The sequence below is a fragment of the Spiroplasma endosymbiont of Sarcophaga variegata genome (genome assembly GCF_965178695.1).
Classification (GTDB): Bacteria; Bacillota_I; Bacilli_A; order Mycoplasmatales; family Mycoplasmataceae; genus Spiroplasma; species Spiroplasma poulsonii.
Genome location: NZ_CBCXVU010000002.1, coordinates 426,005 through 444,412 on the forward strand (window position 1 = coordinate 426,005; position 18,408 = coordinate 444,412).

Below are 18,408 nucleotides of genomic sequence, written 5' to 3' on the forward strand. Positions count from 1 at the left end.
TATTAAAAATATACCTAATTTTAGGTATATTTTATAAATATCAAGAGTTTTCGACAAAATTAAAGTAATTTTATTAATAATCAAAACACTTGATGACAACACTTAAAAAATGATTCAGATTTTATTTGAAACTATAATTTAGTATATCGTTGAAATAAAAACAATGAACCACAAATACCAGAAATTAATAAAGACACAGGACTAATAATTGATTGAAAAGAATAAAAGGAATAACAAGTCCTTTTTTAAATTAATCGAACAAACTTCATAAAGATAATTAATAGAAATATATTTGTTATTGTATTATATAATGCTGGACTAAATTTTCATACCTCAAATGTTTGACTAAAAAAACTATATATTGTTTGAAATATTTTACCAACACCGCTTGCTAATTCGTTTACTTGTTTAACACCGGGAATATTATTTACAATTCAAATTGCAGCATTTTTTATATGACACGCTAAATTATATCAACTACAACTTTCATATTGAGCTTGTCATCATTGTCCATCAGGAAACAACCCGCCATTATTTATTTCTTGTCAGTTATAAATTCCAAAATTAAAATCATAATAACGGTACATATCATTTTCTTTTTGGGCTTGTAATTCAAAAACATTATAACCGATTTTTTGTTCTTCAATTTTTTTGTATTTTAAACCGTATTTATCTTTTAAAGCACCTTCAAAAATATAACCTTCATTTTGATTAATATTATAATTATTTGCAACTGAAAAATCATAATTAAACACATTACCATAATTAGTATTATAAAAACGATTTTTAAATGCTGAGTATAACTTAATATCTAACTGATTATATTTATCAGAAAAATAAAAATAACGAGGATAAATTTTAAAACCATTGTTAGCTAATAAACCATATTTTTTATTATATCCTTGCACATAAGTATTATTTTCTAAATCAAAAATGGTACGTAAATAATCTTTATAAAAATTTTGAGAAACCGTGAACATGCTATTTAATAATTTTTCAAATTGACTTTTAATCATATTATTTTCATTAATTAAAACATCTCTAAAATTAACTAATTTTAAACCAAAAAAGTTAATTAAAACAGTATCATACTGTAAATTATCAATATAACCACTTTCAATAAAATTACTGCGATTTTAAAACACCGGGACTAAAGCATACGCAAAAAAGCTTTTAAAAATTTATTAATATCAATTTGACCTTTCATCTGTTCAAAAACCATTTTACCAATATTAGGAGAATTACCTTGATAATAATTATAAGTTTCAGCACTAAAATTAAAAGTATCTTCTTTTTCTTTTATGAAAGAAAATAAAAAACCTAAATCATCAGTATACCAATAACTATTTGCATTATTACCATCCCAATATTGTTTAAAATGTGTTAATTCTAAACTACCAGCAATAATATTTTTATTTTCATCAATTGTTAAAATCATCCGATAAATTGATTTTCTAGTTAAAATAACATCAGGTTTTCAATCTAATTTTTCCATATTATTAATAATTTCAAAATCAAAAATTATTCTTTCACTACCCAAATTTGGGTCATCATAGTTTGGATTACCACCTTGCTGAATTCGGATATTTTCTTGTACAATAACATCAATATATTTAAGCAAAAAAGAACGAACATTTTGATAATATTCAGTATATCATTTTAATTTGCCATCATTATCAACAACGGGTGATTCTGGTTCACCGTTTCCATCTCAACGATATACTAAATTATAGTTTCAAATAAAATCTGAATCATTTTTTAAGTGTTGTCATCAAGTGTTTTGATTTTTAATAAAATTATTATCAAAATAAAATTTTGTAAGCAAATATTGACCATTTCTTTTTTCTCCATAAAAATATCATTTATTAGTAGCAGTTAAAAATTATTTATTAGGTTCCTGTGTTCTAGGAATTTGTATTCAAAACTCATTAATCATTTTAACTAATTGTAAATTATCAATACCTCTTTCTAATTTATTAATAACTTCCACAGTATTAAAATACTTAGCAAAAGAATAAGAAAAATTAGTTAATTCTTTTAAAAATTGTTTTTTATCAACATCATAGAATTTATCAATATTATATTGTTTAGCATAAGTATCTCAATTTTTATATAAATCCATAAACTCATCACTAGGCTTATCAAATGAAATTCCCGTTGAATAACTATCCTTTAAAAAGTCTAAATATCACTGATCATTATAAGTTAATGTTTGTGATGTTTTTAGAGTTGGATTAATAAAGTAATTTGTTTCAGACCAGTTTTCAAAAAAACTACTGCGTAAAAACATTGTATTAATAAAATCAGTTTCATTCATTCCCATTGTTTGTTAATTAACAGTATAATTCTGCTGATTTAAGGGTTTAAATGCTGTTAAAGTAATAAATGGAATAATTAAACCTAAAATACCTAAAATAGATATGGCAAATAAAGATAATGATTTTTTCATATTTATAATTCAACCCCTAACTATACAATGTTTTTGAAACAATAAACCCAACAATATATAAACTTGATATTGTTAACATTAATGGATGACTAAACAAAATTGCCATTTTACCAAACAAAGAAAGTAAAAAAGTATCTGAGTTATATAAATCCATAATGATATTTTTTGCTGATGTTAATTGATTTATAATCACCGTAATAAAACTAGTACCAAAAATAGCAATTGCAGCAACTAATAAAACTAATCTAATCATTAATCTGTTTCCTTTCACCGACCATTTTTATTAGCCTTATGTGCTTTTTTAACACCACGTACTGTTGAAGCATACAATTTTGATGTATTGTTTTTAACAGTTGAACCTAATTCATTATATTGTGTTCTTGTTCCGTGGATAGCATAAATTGATAACTTAACAACCATAAAAAAGATAATAAAATAAGCAATAGTTGTATTTGTCATTGGTAATTTAGTATTTCAAATTACATCAAAAATAAACAAAAATACATCAAAAATAAAACTAAAAATCTTATCTCAATTATTACTTTCTGATAATAAATTAATCATCTTTATCACTTCCTTTTTCTTTTTTAGGTTTTAAATTTTTTTTCAAAATATCAATATCAAACAATGCTAAACGCTCTTTAACACTTAATTTAGTAATTTCTGACCAATAATATTCTTTATAATTAACTATTTCATCATTTTTTAAATCACGAACAAACTTTAATCATTTACTATCATATTTCTGTGCAAATTCTAATGGAATAATTATTTTAAAAAACCGAATTCCTAACCCAACATCCGACTTATGTTTTGCTCGTTTACCTTCGGCTGTTCGTTCTACTGATTTTGTTTTTCAAATTTCATAATCTGTAATATCTTGAAAAATACCAATTCGCATAATAAAGAAACGATTAAAAAAATTAAATCCTTTTTTAGCAATAGGTTTTTTCAATGAAATTGGAATAATAATACCACTTGCTAATTGTCGAATATTATTTCAAATCATACCCTCACGCTGAGCTGTAAATAAAGCACGATTACCAAAATGTCTTGCTAATACAATTCACGGAATTTTACCACTATGAACTTTTTTCTCATCGTGGGGACTAGTTCCATCAATATATAAATAACTTTCATCAAATAAAATAACACTATCATCTGGGGGAACTGGTTTTGTTCTATCTGTAAAATCTAAATTTTTAAATGTTAAAACTTTAACTTTATCATCTTCTAACGGATAATTACTATAAATCTTATCTGTTAATAGTTTCATAGTTTGTGATAAATAAGTTAAAAGTAAAGTTTTTCCCGTCCCTAACTTACCAATAATTACTGATAACGGATTATCTCAAACAAAATTTACTAACCGAAAAGCACTCAACTGATAAAATATGTTTTTTCAAACTCATCAGACAAAATAAACACATTGCAAAGCAAACAATAATCAAAATACTAAACCGGTATAATTTAATGAAATTATTCAAAGTAATAAATCAATTAAACTAAACAAAATCATTGAACCACCAATATAACAATAATTTTTTAAGAAAAATATAAATTTTTTCATTACTTAAAATACCCAACTATTTTAAAAACCATTCACAATAAAAACCACGTTAAAAATAAAATCACAATTCAAATACCAATCATAAGAGTTAAATATTCATTTTGAGTTAAATTTCAAGTTGTAATAATTTCAACATTCGTTTTATTTATAAACAAAAATACATAAATAAAAAACTCTTTTAATTTTTCTCAATCATTTTGCATATTTAAAAACTCCACATTTTCTGAATAAGTTTAAAAAACATCCCCAAAAATAAAACGATAAATAATACAAATGATATGACATATAAAAATTCAGGAGCATTTGAACCAATAATATAACTAACAAATTGAACTCAATAATCATATAAACCCATTAATTTAAGTCCTTCAAGTCATTAATTAATTTATCTACTTTTTCATCACTTCAATTTGTTAAATTATTGTTAGTTGTTTTTACTTTTTGAGGTTCACCAGGAAATATTGCTTTTTTCATTTGTGTAAAATAATTTTATTTTTATTGATTATACAAATTGATTAGTTCTGCTCCAGTTAAATATTTTCACACATGACGTTTTAAATTTTCATCATATTTTACAATAGGATAAGAATTATCATAAATCAAACCGATTGCTACTTGTTCTGAGTGTTTTTCACTCGGATAAATAAATTTATTACTCAACCAAAAACCAATATGACGATTATGATTAGGTAAATTTATAAAAATTGCTTTTTCTGTTTCAAAAACTATCAACTCTTTACGAATAAAATAATTTTCTATATTTTGATTTTTCTTAACAAAATTACTCAATTTTATCAACTCCTAACCTTTAATTTTGTCGAAAACTCTTGATGAAATAAAAAAAATCATCAATATGACAATTTGAAAACTAATTTTGTGTAAGATTATGATTTTGCTTTAAATTTTTTAAACGTTAAAATATAATACCGTTGATTGTTGGTTTGGTGTTAAACCTTTGTGTTGGTATTTTCATTTTCAGAGCTTTAAATAATTTTGAATATTAGTGAAACCCAAACCATGATAATGAATTAAGGCTTCTTTAAGACTGGATTGTAATTTACTAATCTTATTTAACTTTTGATAACTAGTATCAGGGTTTGTACTAGTTTTGGTGGAATATAGAGTAGAATTTGTTTGTTTTGCTACTAATAAATATAGTGGTTGCATATCAGAAATAATTATTGATTTTTCTTTAATTAGTTGCTTATTCATATTTTCAATAATCCATTGTTTTTGTAATCTTTTGGTATTGGTGGATTGAACAAAAATATTATTATTGCTATCAACTGCCATTTGAATACAGCATTTGGTATCAGTTGAAAATGGATCGAGATGAGTTTTTCGTTTATCAAATTTATCTTTAAAATTGCCTTTATGAATTTCTTTAATAAATGTTTCATCCATTTGGATTTGACCATTTAATTTTTTAAATTTTAACTGTGTATTTTCTAATTGTTTTGATTGCATTAATTTTTGTCGATTATATCAAGCGGTTTTTGGGGTTGTTTTAATAAAACGAGAAATTATTTTACTAGATTGTCCTAACAATGAAATTTGAATTAATAAATTTCACTGTTCATAATTTAAATGACTTCAATAAGTAAAATGATGACGAAATGCATCAAAACTAGCACGACATTTTTTACATAAATATTTTTGTTTTCCTTCGGAATTATGACCATTTTTAACACAATGAAAAGATTTGCAATTAGGACATATAATGCCTTTATCTCTAAATTTTTGATCAATTTCATTTAAACGTTTTTGTTTTTTAATTAAGTCTGCTTGTTGTTTTATTTTTTCATAAAATTCTAAAAATTGATCATCTGTTAAGCTATTTATTAATTCTGTAATTATTTTTTTCATCATTTATTTACCTCTATATATTAAAAATATACCTAATTTTAGGTATATTTTATAAATATCAAGAGTTTTCGACAAAATTAAAGACTCCTAACTAAATATTTATTTAATAAACAATGTTATATTTAATGTTTATATATTGTTTACTTATTGATAAAAACACTGATTATTAACAATGTTATACATAATGCTATATATTGTTTATTTAATGTTTAATAAACAATGTTATTAACAATGTTAAATATATAAAATAATAAAAATTGACACACTGAAAAATACTATTTAATTTTTAATAATAGTCTTTAATTTTGTCGAAAACTCTTGATATTTATAAAATATACCTAAAATTAGGTATATTTTTAATATATAGAGGTAAATAAATGATGAAAAAAATAATTACAGAATTAATAAATAGCTTAACAGATGATCAATTTTTAGAATTTTATGAAAAAATAAAACAACAAGCAGACTTAATTAAAAAACAAAAACGTTTAAATGAAATTGATCAAAAATTTAGAGATAAAGGCATTATATGTCCTAATTGCAAATCTTTTCATTGTGTTAAAAATGGTCATAATTCCGAAGGAAAACAAAAATATTTATGTAAAAAATGTCGTGCTAGTTTTGATGCATTTCGTCATCATTTTACTTATTGAAGTCATTTAAATTATGAACAGTGAAATTTATTAATTCAAATTTCATTGTTAGGACAATCTAGTAAAATAATTTCTCGTTTTATTAAAACAACCCCAAAAACCGCTTGATATAATCGACAAAAATTAATGCAATCAAAACAATTAGAAAATACACAGTTAAAATTTAAAAAATTAAATGGTCAAATCCAAATGGATGAAACATTTATTAAAGAAATTCATAAAGGCAATTTTAAAGATAAATTTGATAAACGAAAAACTCATCTCGATCCATTTTCAACTGATACCAAATGCTGTATTCAAATGGCGGTTGATAGCAATAATAATATTTTTGTTCAATCCACCAATACCAAAAGATTACAAAAACAATGGATTATTGAAAATATGAATAAGCAACTAATTAAAGAAAAATCAATAATTATTTCTGATATGCAACCACTATATTTATTAGTAGCAAAACAAACAAATTCTACTCTATATTCCACCAAAACTAGTACAAACCCTGATACTAGTTATCAAAAGTTAAATAAGATTAGTAAATTACAATCCAGTCTTAAAGAAGCCTTAATTCATTATCATGGTTTGGGTTTCACTAATATTCAAAATTATTTAAAGCTCTGAAAATGAAAATACCAACACAAAGGTTTAACACCAAACCAACAATCAACGGTATTATATTTTAACGTTTAAAAAATTTAAAGCAAAATCATAATCTTACACAAAATTAGTTTTCAAATTGTCATATTGATGATTTTTTTTATTTCATCAAGAGTTTTCGACAAAATTAAAGATAATAGTTATTAAAATATAAAATTAATCATTTATAATTAAATTGATATTTTTGCACTACACACTGCCTACAAATTTTAAAAAGAAAGTAGATATATTTATAAAGAATATTATAAAAATTTATATTCCAAAACTACTATTAATATGACCCTTAATAAAAATATTCTTATTTTTATTAAATCCTACTTTAAAACAATTATTTCATTACTAATAATTTCAATAATAACTTATAGACAGTGTGTAATACAAAAATAAACAACAAAATTATTTAATCAACTCACATAAAAGCTAGTGTGCCATAGCTAAGATATATGATCAGTAATAATAAATATTAAAATCCTTTAACCATAACACGGAAAAAGTTTAAAATCTTAATGATAACAAAAATACCAAATGGAATTAAAATAATTCACGCATCACCTAAAAAGGTCATTAATTGTGGTAATACAGCATAAATTGCTTCTTTAACTTTCATCATTGCTTGCCCTAAACCACTTCAAATAGAACCCATTCCATCTGAAATAGTAGGTTTATCACCAACTGCTAAAAAATTAATTGCTGTTGTTAAATACATACCTAACATTATTTTTTATCCTCCTTATTTTCAATTTCTTTTTTATCTTTTTTCTTTCCTCGAATTTGGCGAATTTTTTGATAAATTGATAAACCAATTCACGCAAAAATACCTAATATAATAACAACACTAAAAATTGTCGTTAATCAAACTGGCATAACTTATTCCTCCTAAAAATCTAATTTTCGCGGCACGCTTCGCGTGTTCGCTACGCTCAAAATAAACTATATTGAATAAATTACCGCTAATAAATTACGCGGATAATTTATTCATCTTCTTTTTCATTATTAATTACAATATTATTTACCGTATTAATAACATTATCTTTTCCATACTTAGTTACTAAGGACCGTAAAATAAAATAATGTTTTCTTTCCATTAAAAAAATCAACTCCTTTCAAAGTTGATTTGTTGCACTTCACTTACACGATGCCTAATAAGGATGGTAAACCAACAGAAGAATTAGTTTATTCAACATATAATTTAAAACAATTAAATGAAAAAACAAATAGAGTTTATTTAATTAATGAACAAACCAAAGCAATTGATGCTCAAACACCAGTTAGTGATAGTGAAAAAGATAATAATTGCGAATTCTTACAAACACCCGATGGAACAAATTGTAGTTATATTATTGATATGTTTTCAATTCAAGCATTATATAAAGGTAATTTTGAAATTATCTTTTATGCTGACAACCCATATACAAATAATGAAGAATATTATTTACGCTTATCAGTATGAAGTTTTAGAGGTAAAACAAAAAGTACATTAAATAATTATTTACGCTATATGACAACTAATTATAAAACTAGTTTCTTATTACCACATGATTATGAAATACCAACCTTTAATTATCCACAATATGTATTACCACCAGTACCATATAATTACCCAGAATATACCAAAGATATCTGAGATGGTAAAACAGGACAAGCATTAATAACTAAAATTACAGCCCTAGCACAATGTAAAAAAGCAATAAATTCTCAAAGTTATGTTAATTTATTTGATGATGGTACTGAATATAATGGTTATTATGAAACTGAAATTAATTTAAGACAAATTGACCCAACAATTCAAAGTATAGATAAATTTATTAGTTCTTATAAAACAATTGAAATAAGCAATCTGGATAATTTACAAGTTAACACAGAAACAAATAGAATTGAAAGTTATATTAAAGATAGAAATATTGGTTTAAATAGTGGTGGGTCTACTTGTGATTATGACTTTGGTTCATTATCTAATATTACTTTACAGAAAACAGGTTTAAAACAAACTGATAAAGTTAATTTTGATAATACCATAACTTTATATACAAATAATATACGAGTAAATGATATTCAAACATTCGCTACTGCTTCTACTAGTGGTTTACCTAGTGAGGATTATCCAAATAAATACATAACACAAAAAGGTCATGGTAATATTAAATTTTTACTTCAAATAACAAAATTATCCGATAATGTTAATGATAAAATTAAAGAAACATATTTACAAGCATATTATACAAATGATATGAAATTAAAAATTAGATTTTCAAAAGTATTATTACCTCAATTATTTTTAGGTATTAATAATTCTTCTTTTCATCATTTTGGTAATGATAAAGATATAACAATAGACCTTAATGCTTTGGGTGTTTTAAATATGGTAAATAATAATGATAGCCCAGTTAAAATTACATTTAAACCAAGATAAAAATAAAAAGTGCTCAATGCACTTTGTTTTTTTATTATGTTTAATATTTATTATCTAATTCTAAATATTCTTTTACAATATTATAAATTTCCTTCTTTTTAGTTGGCGAATTATTTTGATATGCTTTTGAAATACTAGGAAAAGTTTTTCTATTATCCATAATACAACCGCGTAAACTACTTTTTAAATTATAATAATTATCATTATTTTTTCAAACATAATTAGTATAACTTAATTTTTCTAAATTAGTTTTAATTTCTTGGTCAATAATTTCATAAATTTTTTTATTTTGTGTTTTATAAATAAGAATAATAATGGTTATGACAATTGTCTTTAATTTTGTCGAAAACTCTTGATATTTATAAAATATACCTAAAATTAGGTATATTTTTAATATATAGAGGTAAATAAATGATGAAAAAAATAATTACAGAATTAATAAATAGCTTAACAGATGATCAATTTTTAGAATTTTATGAAAAAATAAAACAACAAGCAGACTTAATTAAAAAACAAAAACGTTTAAATGAAATTGATCAAAAATTTAGAGATAAAGGCATTATATGTCCTAATTGCAAATCTTTTCATTGTGTTAAAAATGGTCATAATTCCGAAGGAAAACAAAAATATTTATGTAAAAAATGTCGTGCTAGTTTTGATGCATTTCGTCATCATTTTACTTATTGAAGTCATTTAAATTATGAACAGTGAAATTTATTAATTCAAATTTCATTGTTAGGACAATCTAGTAAAATAATTTCTCGTTTTATTAAAACAACCCCAAAAACCGCTTGATATAATCGACAAAAATTAATGCAATCAAAACAATTAGAAAATACACAGTTAAAATTTAAAAAATTAAATGGTCAAATCCAAATGGATGAAACATTTATTAAAGAAATTCATAAAGGCAATTTTAAAGATAAATTTGATAAACGAAAAACTCATCTCGATCCATTTTCAACTGATACCAAATGCTGTATTCAAATGGCAGTTGATAGCAATAATAATATTTTTGTTCAATCCACCAATACCAAAAGATTACAAAAACAATGGATTATTGAAAATATGAATAAGCAACTAATTAAAGAAAAATCAATAATTATTTCTGATATGCAACCACTATATTTATTAGTAGCAAAACAAACAAATTCTACTCTATATTCCACCAAAACTAGTACAAACCCTGATACTAGTTATCAAAAGTTAAATAAGATTAGTAAATTACAATCCAGTCTTAAAGAAGCCTTAATTCATTATCATGGTTTGGGTTTCACTAATATTCAAAATTATTTAAAGCTCTGAAAATGAAAATACCAACACAAAGGTTTAACACCAAACCAACAATCAACGGTATTATATTTTAACGTTTAAAAAATTTAAAGCAAAATCATAATCTTACACAAAATTAGTTTTCAAATTGTCATATTGATGATTTTTTTTATTTCATCAAGAGTTTTCGACAAAATTAAAGACAATTGTTGAAAAAATAATAATTGGTATAATTATAATTCAAGGAATATCCATAACTTTATTATTCTCCTTTAACTTTTATATTACCATCATTATCAATAACTAAATCAGGTTCATTAGTATCTAAATTTCAACGATATACTGATTTAAAGTGAGTTCCATCATCTTTTTTTAATCAAAAATAACTTACAGACCCTTTTAAAATAAATAAATTAAATAAATTTTTTTCATCATTTGAAGATATAAGTTTATACTTGTCATACTTATCATTAACTTTTTGACCATTAGAGTGTTTAAATTTAACAATTCTTCAATTATTATTTTTATCACCGCGTCATACTACATAATAATATTTATCTGCGTTAAATGGAGATTCTTGTGGTGCTATTCATTCTAAAATACCATCTTTTGTTTTTATATTGTTTTGTTCTTTTAATTTTGTTAATTCATCAGGTGTATATTTTTTTTCTGGTGTATTACAAGCAATTAAACTTGTTGTGCTTGTCCCGATTAAAGTGATTATTCCTAAAAGACTTAATATTTTTTTTATATTTTCAATTCCTTTCTATTTTTTGATAATTTAATAAAAAATGGAAATAAAAATTTATTTCCATAAATTTTTTTATAATTGATTTAATTAACATTTGCACGTATACATTTCTCAGCAGCACCACTAACAAATCCACCAGCAGCACCAACTCCTGCTCCAATAGCAGAACCGACAAGACCACCACCAGCAGCACCTGTAACTGCTCCACCAGCAGCACCAACTCCCGCTCTAATTCCGCCTTCTTTAAGCATATTACCCATATTATTTAAACAATTTTGTGTAATATTTTTTGCTGGATCAAATACATTATCAGTTCAAACTTTGTTTACTGGATCAACAACTTTATTTTTAAATGGATCTCAAATGTTAGTGGTTCATAAATCTCTTTTAACTCTTTTTAAGGTTTTTAAATTATCTTTTTGTGATTCTTCTTTTTGATAAGGACTAGCAGCAATTGTTGTTGGGACAGCAGTTCCGCTAATAGTTAATACACTTAATAAACTAAGTAATTTTTTCATTACTGTATTTCTCCTTTTCTTATCTTGAAACTATTTATTGAAATTCTTTATCAAGATTTACCTTCAGTATATATATATATATATATATATGCAAGCAAAATTAGAAATTATTTTAAAATTTTATCTTGAAAAATAGTTATTATTAATTGTTTTAAGGGTTAAATTAACAACATAATAAATTATGTTTAGTATTTGTTTATAAAAAGTATTGTATTTATAAACTATAAGTATATAATTAATATAAGTTTTAATCTTTTTGTATCAAAAAAGAGTTTATGCTGACTTGTTAATCGAACAAGAATAAAAAAAGAGGAGTTTATAAAATGGCACTTACAAAAGAACAATTAATAGAACAAGGTTTAAGTGAAGAGATTGCTGAAAATATCTTAAATCAGTTTAATAATGAAGCAAAACAAATTAGAGAAAGTGTGCAAAAACGCGAAGATGTTATATCAAAAGAAGACTTTATTAAATTATCTAATGAATTAGATGAATTAAAAGCATTTAAAGATGTTCCATCTACTAAAATTGAAGATATTAAAATTAATTTAGAAAAAGTTAGTGGTAGTTCTTTATCTGAAAAAATGCAAACTTTAAAAGAATTAAAACCTGATTTGTTTGTTGAAGAACAACCATCAGTTTCACCAACTAATTTTATTAAAGATATGATTGAAAAATCGGTTGAAAATAAAAATGATGAAATTGAAACTATTAAAGAAAAAGGAGCATATACTCCAGAAGAAATTAAAAAATTAACTGATTATACACTTAAAAACCTTAGATAATAAGGGAGTGAAATTATGGCAACAATTAATTTGCCACAAGTACCTTTTACATTACAAGGTAACACAACAGGTCAAAAATCCTATGTTGATATGGTTAATGCTTTATTGCGTGGACCTTTATATAATGAATATGCAAGTATTATGCAGTATGCTACTGCAACCGCAGAACAAGTTGCTTGATTACCTAATGCAGGACAAGCACTATATAATTTAACTCATCGTGTAGTATGACAAGATGATTATTCATTACCAAATGGTGGGACAACGCAAACAATGGGATTAACAAGAATTCCAGTTCCTATTGATAAAAGATTTAATTTAAAATTAATGAATGAGGCTTTTGACTTGGCATTAATAGAACAAAATATTAAAAATAGTGTTATTGCCGACGCTATTTCTAGTGTTGTACAGAATAAATTTGTTAATTTAGAATGTGAATTAATTCAGGCTATTTATGATTATTGTTTAGCAGATGGTCAATATGAAGTAATTCCATTTCGTAGTTATACAGCTGAAAATGCTGATGATGCAAATAAGGCATTTTTTACATTAAATGAAACTTTGATTGAATTAACTAATCAAATTAGTAATTTATATTTTGGATTACCAACAGATAAAATGTTTATGGTTTTAGGACGACGTGCCTATTTAGGATTAACACCTGCGTATTTAAAAGTAATTGGTTCACAAGCCCAATTAAAAGCAATGGTTAATGGTGAATTATATGAAAATACTGCAATGGGTATTCCTGTATCTAAAAGTTTTCATTTAGAAAAAACATATACAAAAGGACAAGTTAACCGTGATAAAGGTTATAATTTTACTAATGTAAATGGTTTAATTATTAATAAACAAGTATGAGCTTATCCAATTAATATGGATACTATTCAACAAGTTTTAGATAATGATACTGCTAACCCTAAATGAATTGGTAAAGTACAATATGCAACACCAACAATTTTATATCCAAAAACATGTAAAATTATTTTAGAAAAACAACCAACAGAAGATGAAATTAATACTGCTAAAAGTAATCTAAATAAAACTTTTAGAGTGCCCGTTGATTATGTAATTCCATCATCAAATAAAATTGATATTAGTGGGATTAATAAATTAGATAAACCAACTATTCATGTTACAGATCCAACACAAGCAACACCAGAACAATTAAAACCACAATTTAAAGCTGTCGTTTTAAAAGCAGTTAAAGCCATAGATAGTTCTTTAACTGAGAATGATTATGATTACTTTATTGAAGCTAGGGGTGAAGATTGACCAATTAATATTACAAATGATAAAACTGTTGAAGTTCAAATTGAGGGTAAAAACAATGCTACTGGTCAAACAAATCCAATTGATGTAGTAATTAAAAATTCTTAATAAACAATGAATTTACTAATATTACGCGTTTTAACTTTATTAGTATCTAATTTAGAAAATAAACCTTTAATAAGTAAATTTGTAAATTTAATTAATAGAGTTAATCAAGTTCAAAATAAAGTATTAAAACCAATTAATTATATTACTGATAAATATAATAAAATTACAAGTAAAGTTGAAGATATTTATCAGTGATTAAATCCATTTACTTATTTAGATTTAATTAAAAAAGGTCATAAAAAAGAAATACAACAAATATTAAGTCAATTAGAAAAAGATAATAATATTAAAAATAGAGAACAATTTAAAAATGAAAATTATCTAAATACTAATTGACAACCTTTAAATAGTAGTTGACTTGATAGTGGTATGTTTAATATTACAAATAAGTTAACTTTAACAGGTAATTTAACTATTTTAATATATACAAAAACAGCAAAACATCCTAAGTTTTATGGACCTTATGTTTATCCTAGTGTTCCAGTTGAAATATGAAAATTATTAAGTAATGCTGTTTCTAATGCTGGAACTTTATTTTGGCGTTATTGATTAAGAAAATGGTTACCTAGTCATTTAAGAAATTATATTAAAAAACGATTACCACAAGCATTAAAAGAAAAATATCCCAAAGGAACTACTAAATTAACATTACCAACAGTTCAAAAATTACAACAAATTAAAAAGTTTATTAATAATTTAAAGATTGGACATTTTAATTTTAATTTTGCTGGTGAAATTAATAATAAAAAATGATATCGAGAACGAAAAAGTGATGTTAAAAATATTAAGAATTTATATAAAACACCAGTTAAAAATAAATTTTATCAGGTTAATAAATCTATTAAAGCAATTAATAAAACCAAAAGAAAGGTTAATAGTTATAAACCAAATAATTTAAAAAATAAATATCGTAATCAATTAAGGGGTGTTTTATATGGAAAATAATTTAAGTAATTTGTTATTTATAACAGTTGAAGATGTTAAAGAAAGTAAACTTTGACAACCTATTAATGATCGTAAACAATCTGCTTATAATGATAATTTAATTTATAATGCTATTTTAAAAACTAGTTTATGAATGGATAGATTATCAGGTGGAACAATTTCAGATAAAATTAATAAAAAAGATTTGTTTCCTTGAGTAAAAAAAGATAATACTGGTTTAATTGAATATGATAAATGATTAAGTTATATTAAATCTGCTTGTTTATTAGCAGTTATAAATTGATATTTACCAAAAGGAGTTAATGATTTAACTGGTAGTGCTTCATTTTCACAAGGTGGTGTAGCATATTCACAAACTAATGACCCAGAAGCAAATGAAAATATTACTCGTGATGTTAAAAATGCTTTAAAATTAGCAGGTGAAATTATTGATATTATATCTAGTAAAACAGTATCTAGACCTTATAATTATAGTTTAGATAATTATGCTCATCCATGAGAAGAAGAATATAAGCATATTAGTAAAAAAACTTTTTATCCAACATTATTATTTTGATTAAAAGAACGATTACAAACTGATAATTCAATAAATATTATTTATTCTACTATTAATGACTTTTCTAAAATTGATTATAACGAATATATTAAACTTATTGTTCCGTTTGATAATGACACGATTTATTATGAAAATAATGTATGAAAAGCAAAACAAAGTGGCGGTAGTGATATTAAAATTGATAATAAATATATTATTAAAAATGATAAAAATGAGATTACTGTTTCTGATTTAAAACAAGATCAATTAATATCGGGTGAAAATATTAAAACTATTAATGGCTTTAATTTTGTCGAAAACTCTTGATATTTATAAAATATACCTAAAATTAGGTATATTTTTAATATATAGAGGTAAATAAATGATGAAAAAAATAATTACAGAATTAATAAATAGCTTAACAGATGATCAATTTTTAGAATTTTATGAAAAAATAAAACAACAAGCAGACTTAATTAAAAAACAAAAACGTTTAAATGAAATTGATCAAAAATTTAGAGATAAAGGCATTATATGTCCTAATTGCAAATCTTTTCATTGTGTTAAAAATGGTCATAATTCCGAAGGAAAACAAAAATATTTATGTAAAAAATGTCGTGCTAGTTTTGATGCATTTCGTCATCATTTTACTTATTGAAGTCATTTAAATTATGAACAGTGAAATTTATTAATTCAAATTTCATTGTTAGGACAATCTAGTAAAATAATTTCTCGTTTTATTAAAACAACCCCAAAAACCGCTTGATATAATCGACAAAAATTAATGCAATCAAAACAATTAGAAAATACACAGTTAAAATTTAAAAAATTAAATGGTCAAATCCAAATGGATGAAACATTTATTAAAGAAATTCATAAAGGCAATTTTAAAGATAAATTTGATAAACGAAAAACTCATCTCGATCCATTTTCAACTGATACCAAATGCTGTATTCAAATGGCGGTTGATAGCAATAATAATATTTTTGTTCAATCCACCAATACCAAAAGATTACAAAAACAATGGATTATTGAAAATATGAATAAGCAACTAATTAAAGAAAAATCAATAATTATTTCTGATATGCAACCACTATATTTATTAGTAGCAAAACAAACAAATTCTACTCTATATTCCACCAAAACTAGTACAAACCCTGATACTAGTTATCAAAAGTTAAATAAGATTAGTAAATTACAATCCAGTCTTAAAGAAGCCTTAATTCATTATCATGGTTTGGGTTTCACTAATATTCAAAATTATTTAAAGCTCTGAAAATGAAAATACCAACACAAAGGTTTAACACCAAACCAACAATCAACGGTATTATATTTTAACGTTTAAAAAATTTAAAGCAAAATCATAATCTTACACAAAATTAGTTTTCAAATTGTCATATTGATGATTTTTTTTATTTCATCAAGAGTTTTCGACAAAATTAAAGAAGATTTTCTTTAATTTTGTCGAAAACTCTTGATATTTATAAAATATACCTAAAATTAGGTATATTTTTAATATATAGAGGTAAATAAATGATGAAAAAAATAATTACAGAATTAATAAATAGCTTAACAGATGATCAATTTTTAGAATTTTATGAAAAAATAAAACAACAAGCAGACTTAATTAAAAAACAAAAACGTTTAAATGAAATTGATCAAAAATTTAGAGATAAAGGCATTATATGTCCTAATTGCAAATCTTTTCATTGTGTTAAAAATGGTCATAATTCCGAAGGAAAACAAAAATATTTATGTAAAAAATGTCGTGCTAGTTTTGATGCATTTCGTCATCATTTTACTTATTGAAGTCATTTAAATTATGAACAGTGAAATTTATTAATTCAAATTTCATTGTTAGGACAATCTAGTAAAATAATTTCTCGTTTTATTAAAACAACCCCAAAAACCGCTTGATATAATCGACAAAAATTAATGCAATCAAAACAATTAGAAAATACACAGTTAAAATTTAAAAAATTAAATGGTCAAATCCAAATGGATGAAACATTTATTAAAGAAATTCATAAAGGCAATTTTAAAGATAAATTTGATAAACGAAAAACTCATCTCGATCCATTTTCAACTGATACCAAATGCTGTATTCAAATGGCAGTTGATAGCAATAATAATATTTTTGTTCAATCCACCAATACCAAAAGATTACAAAAACAATGGATTATTGAAAATATGAATAAGCAACTAATTAAAGAAAAATCAATAATTATTTCTGATATGCAACCACTATATTTATTAGTAGCAAAACAAACAAATTCTACTCTATATTCCACCAAAACTAGTACAAACCCTGATACTAGTTATCAAAAGTTAAATAAGATTAGTAAATTACAATCCAGTCTTAAAGAAGCCTTAATTCATTATCATGGTTTGGGTTTCACTAATATTCAAAATTATTTAAAGCTCTGAAAATGAAAATACCAACACAAAGGTTTAACACCAAACCAACAATCAACGGTATTATATTTTAACGTTTAAAAAATTTAAAGCAAAATCATAATCTTACACAAAATTAGTTTTCAAATTGTCATATTGATGATTTTTTTTATTTCATCAAGAGTTTTCGACAAAATTAAAGAAGATTTTGATATTGGTTGTGGAA

The 18,408-nt window shown here is 23.8% G+C and carries 16 protein-coding genes and 3 pseudogenes; 9 read left to right on the top strand and 10 right to left on the bottom strand.

The features are described from left to right. Window positions 1-245 precede the first annotated feature (245 nt). The 7 genes and pseudogenes from ACOBME_RS03915 to ACOBME_RS03945 form a co-directional block, all read right to left on the bottom strand. Window positions 246-2,449, bottom strand: a pseudogene (locus tag ACOBME_RS03915) (spiroplasma phage ORF1-like family protein). Between the two features lie 16 nt (window positions 2,450-2,465). Further along, entirely contained in the window at window positions 2,466-2,702 is a 237-nt protein-coding gene (locus ACOBME_RS03920) for a hypothetical protein (protein ID WP_338963583.1), read from the bottom strand. Window positions 2,703-2,752: 50 nt separating this feature from the next. After that, window positions 2,753-3,013, bottom strand: a pseudogene (locus ACOBME_RS03925) (hypothetical protein); the annotation flags it as partial. Next, entirely contained in the window at window positions 3,006-4,019 is a 1,014-nt protein-coding gene (locus ACOBME_RS03930; protein WP_419334357.1) for a hypothetical protein, read from the bottom strand. The pseudogene ACOBME_RS03925 and the gene ACOBME_RS03930, both read right to left, overlap by 8 nt. Further along, complete coding sequence (locus tag ACOBME_RS03935) at window positions 4,019-4,222, bottom strand: DUF2649 family protein (protein WP_338964147.1); 204 nt, start codon at window positions 4,220-4,222, stop codon at window positions 4,019-4,021. The genes ACOBME_RS03930 and ACOBME_RS03935 overlap by 1 nt, the downstream gene beginning before the upstream one ends. 151 nt (window positions 4,223-4,373) lie before the next feature. Continuing rightward, window positions 4,374-4,808: pseudogene (locus ACOBME_RS03940) on the bottom strand (DUF3627 domain-containing protein). Window positions 4,809-4,925: 117 nt separating this feature from the next. Next, window positions 4,926-5,888: an IS1/IS1595 family N-terminal zinc-binding domain-containing protein gene (locus ACOBME_RS03945; protein WP_338963247.1), complete on the bottom strand. Its 963-nt coding sequence runs from the start codon at window positions 5,886-5,888 to the stop codon at window positions 4,926-4,928. Window positions 5,889-6,262: 374 nt separating this feature from the next. Between ACOBME_RS03945 and ACOBME_RS03950 the strand changes: the two genes are divergently transcribed. Then, on the top strand, window positions 6,263-7,225 hold the full coding sequence (locus ACOBME_RS03950; RefSeq protein WP_338963247.1) for an IS1/IS1595 family N-terminal zinc-binding domain-containing protein: 963 nt from the start codon (window positions 6,263-6,265) through the stop codon (window positions 7,223-7,225). A gap of 430 nt (window positions 7,226-7,655) precedes the next feature. On the opposite strand, the gene ACOBME_RS03955 is transcribed toward ACOBME_RS03950, so the two are convergent. Together ACOBME_RS03955 and ACOBME_RS03960 are read right to left on the bottom strand one after the other, a co-directional pair. Beyond that, a complete protein-coding gene (locus ACOBME_RS03955; RefSeq protein ID WP_040092696.1) occupies window positions 7,656-7,907 on the bottom strand; it encodes a hypothetical protein in 252 nt (83 codons plus the stop codon). After that, on the bottom strand, window positions 7,907-8,056 hold the full coding sequence (locus ACOBME_RS03960; protein ID WP_004027793.1) for a hypothetical protein: 150 nt from the start codon (window positions 8,054-8,056) through the stop codon (window positions 7,907-7,909). The genes ACOBME_RS03955 and ACOBME_RS03960 overlap by 1 nt, the downstream gene beginning before the upstream one ends. A gap of 271 nt (window positions 8,057-8,327) precedes the next feature. Here ACOBME_RS03960 and ACOBME_RS03965 point away from each other — a divergent pair, with 271 nt between their 5' ends. Together ACOBME_RS03965 and ACOBME_RS03970 are read left to right on the top strand one after the other, a co-directional pair. After that, window positions 8,328-9,602, top strand: a complete 1,275-nt coding sequence (locus ACOBME_RS03965; RefSeq protein WP_338964149.1) for a hypothetical protein — start codon at window positions 8,328-8,330, stop codon at window positions 9,600-9,602. Between the two features lie 411 nt (window positions 9,603-10,013). After that, window positions 10,014-10,976 (top strand): IS1/IS1595 family N-terminal zinc-binding domain-containing protein, encoded by a 963-nt coding sequence (locus tag ACOBME_RS03970; RefSeq protein ID WP_338963247.1) that lies wholly within the window; start codon window positions 10,014-10,016, stop codon window positions 10,974-10,976. Between the two features lie 732 nt (window positions 10,977-11,708). On the opposite strand, the gene ACOBME_RS03975 is transcribed toward ACOBME_RS03970, so the two are convergent. Continuing rightward, entirely contained in the window at window positions 11,709-12,143 is a 435-nt protein-coding gene (locus ACOBME_RS03975; RefSeq protein WP_338964154.1) for a hypothetical protein, read from the bottom strand. Window positions 12,144-12,466: 323 nt separating this feature from the next. Between ACOBME_RS03975 and ACOBME_RS03980 the strand changes: the two genes are divergently transcribed. The 6 genes from ACOBME_RS03980 to ACOBME_RS04005 all read left to right on the top strand — a co-directional run bounded on the left by ACOBME_RS03980 (window position 12,467) and on the right by ACOBME_RS04005 (window position 18,284). Continuing rightward, complete coding sequence (locus tag ACOBME_RS03980; protein ID WP_338963219.1) at window positions 12,467-12,928, top strand: hypothetical protein; 462 nt, start codon at window positions 12,467-12,469, stop codon at window positions 12,926-12,928. Between the two features lie 15 nt (window positions 12,929-12,943). Beyond that, window positions 12,944-14,308 (top strand): hypothetical protein, encoded by a 1,365-nt coding sequence (locus ACOBME_RS03985; RefSeq protein WP_419334361.1) that lies wholly within the window; start codon window positions 12,944-12,946, stop codon window positions 14,306-14,308. Window positions 14,309-14,314: 6 nt separating this feature from the next. Further along, complete coding sequence (locus tag ACOBME_RS03990; protein ID WP_338964160.1) at window positions 14,315-15,253, top strand: hypothetical protein; 939 nt, start codon at window positions 14,315-14,317, stop codon at window positions 15,251-15,253. Then, window positions 15,243-16,124: a hypothetical protein gene (locus ACOBME_RS03995; RefSeq protein ID WP_419334363.1), complete on the top strand. Its 882-nt coding sequence runs from the start codon at window positions 15,243-15,245 to the stop codon at window positions 16,122-16,124. The genes ACOBME_RS03990 and ACOBME_RS03995 overlap by 11 nt, the downstream gene beginning before the upstream one ends. 46 nt (window positions 16,125-16,170) lie before the next feature. After that, entirely contained in the window at window positions 16,171-17,133 is a 963-nt protein-coding gene (locus tag ACOBME_RS04000; RefSeq protein ID WP_338963247.1) for an IS1/IS1595 family N-terminal zinc-binding domain-containing protein, read from the top strand. A 188-nt stretch (window positions 17,134-17,321) separates the two neighbouring features. Beyond that, on the top strand, window positions 17,322-18,284 hold the full coding sequence (locus ACOBME_RS04005; RefSeq protein ID WP_338963247.1) for an IS1/IS1595 family N-terminal zinc-binding domain-containing protein: 963 nt from the start codon (window positions 17,322-17,324) through the stop codon (window positions 18,282-18,284). Window positions 18,285-18,408: the final 124 nt, after the last annotated feature.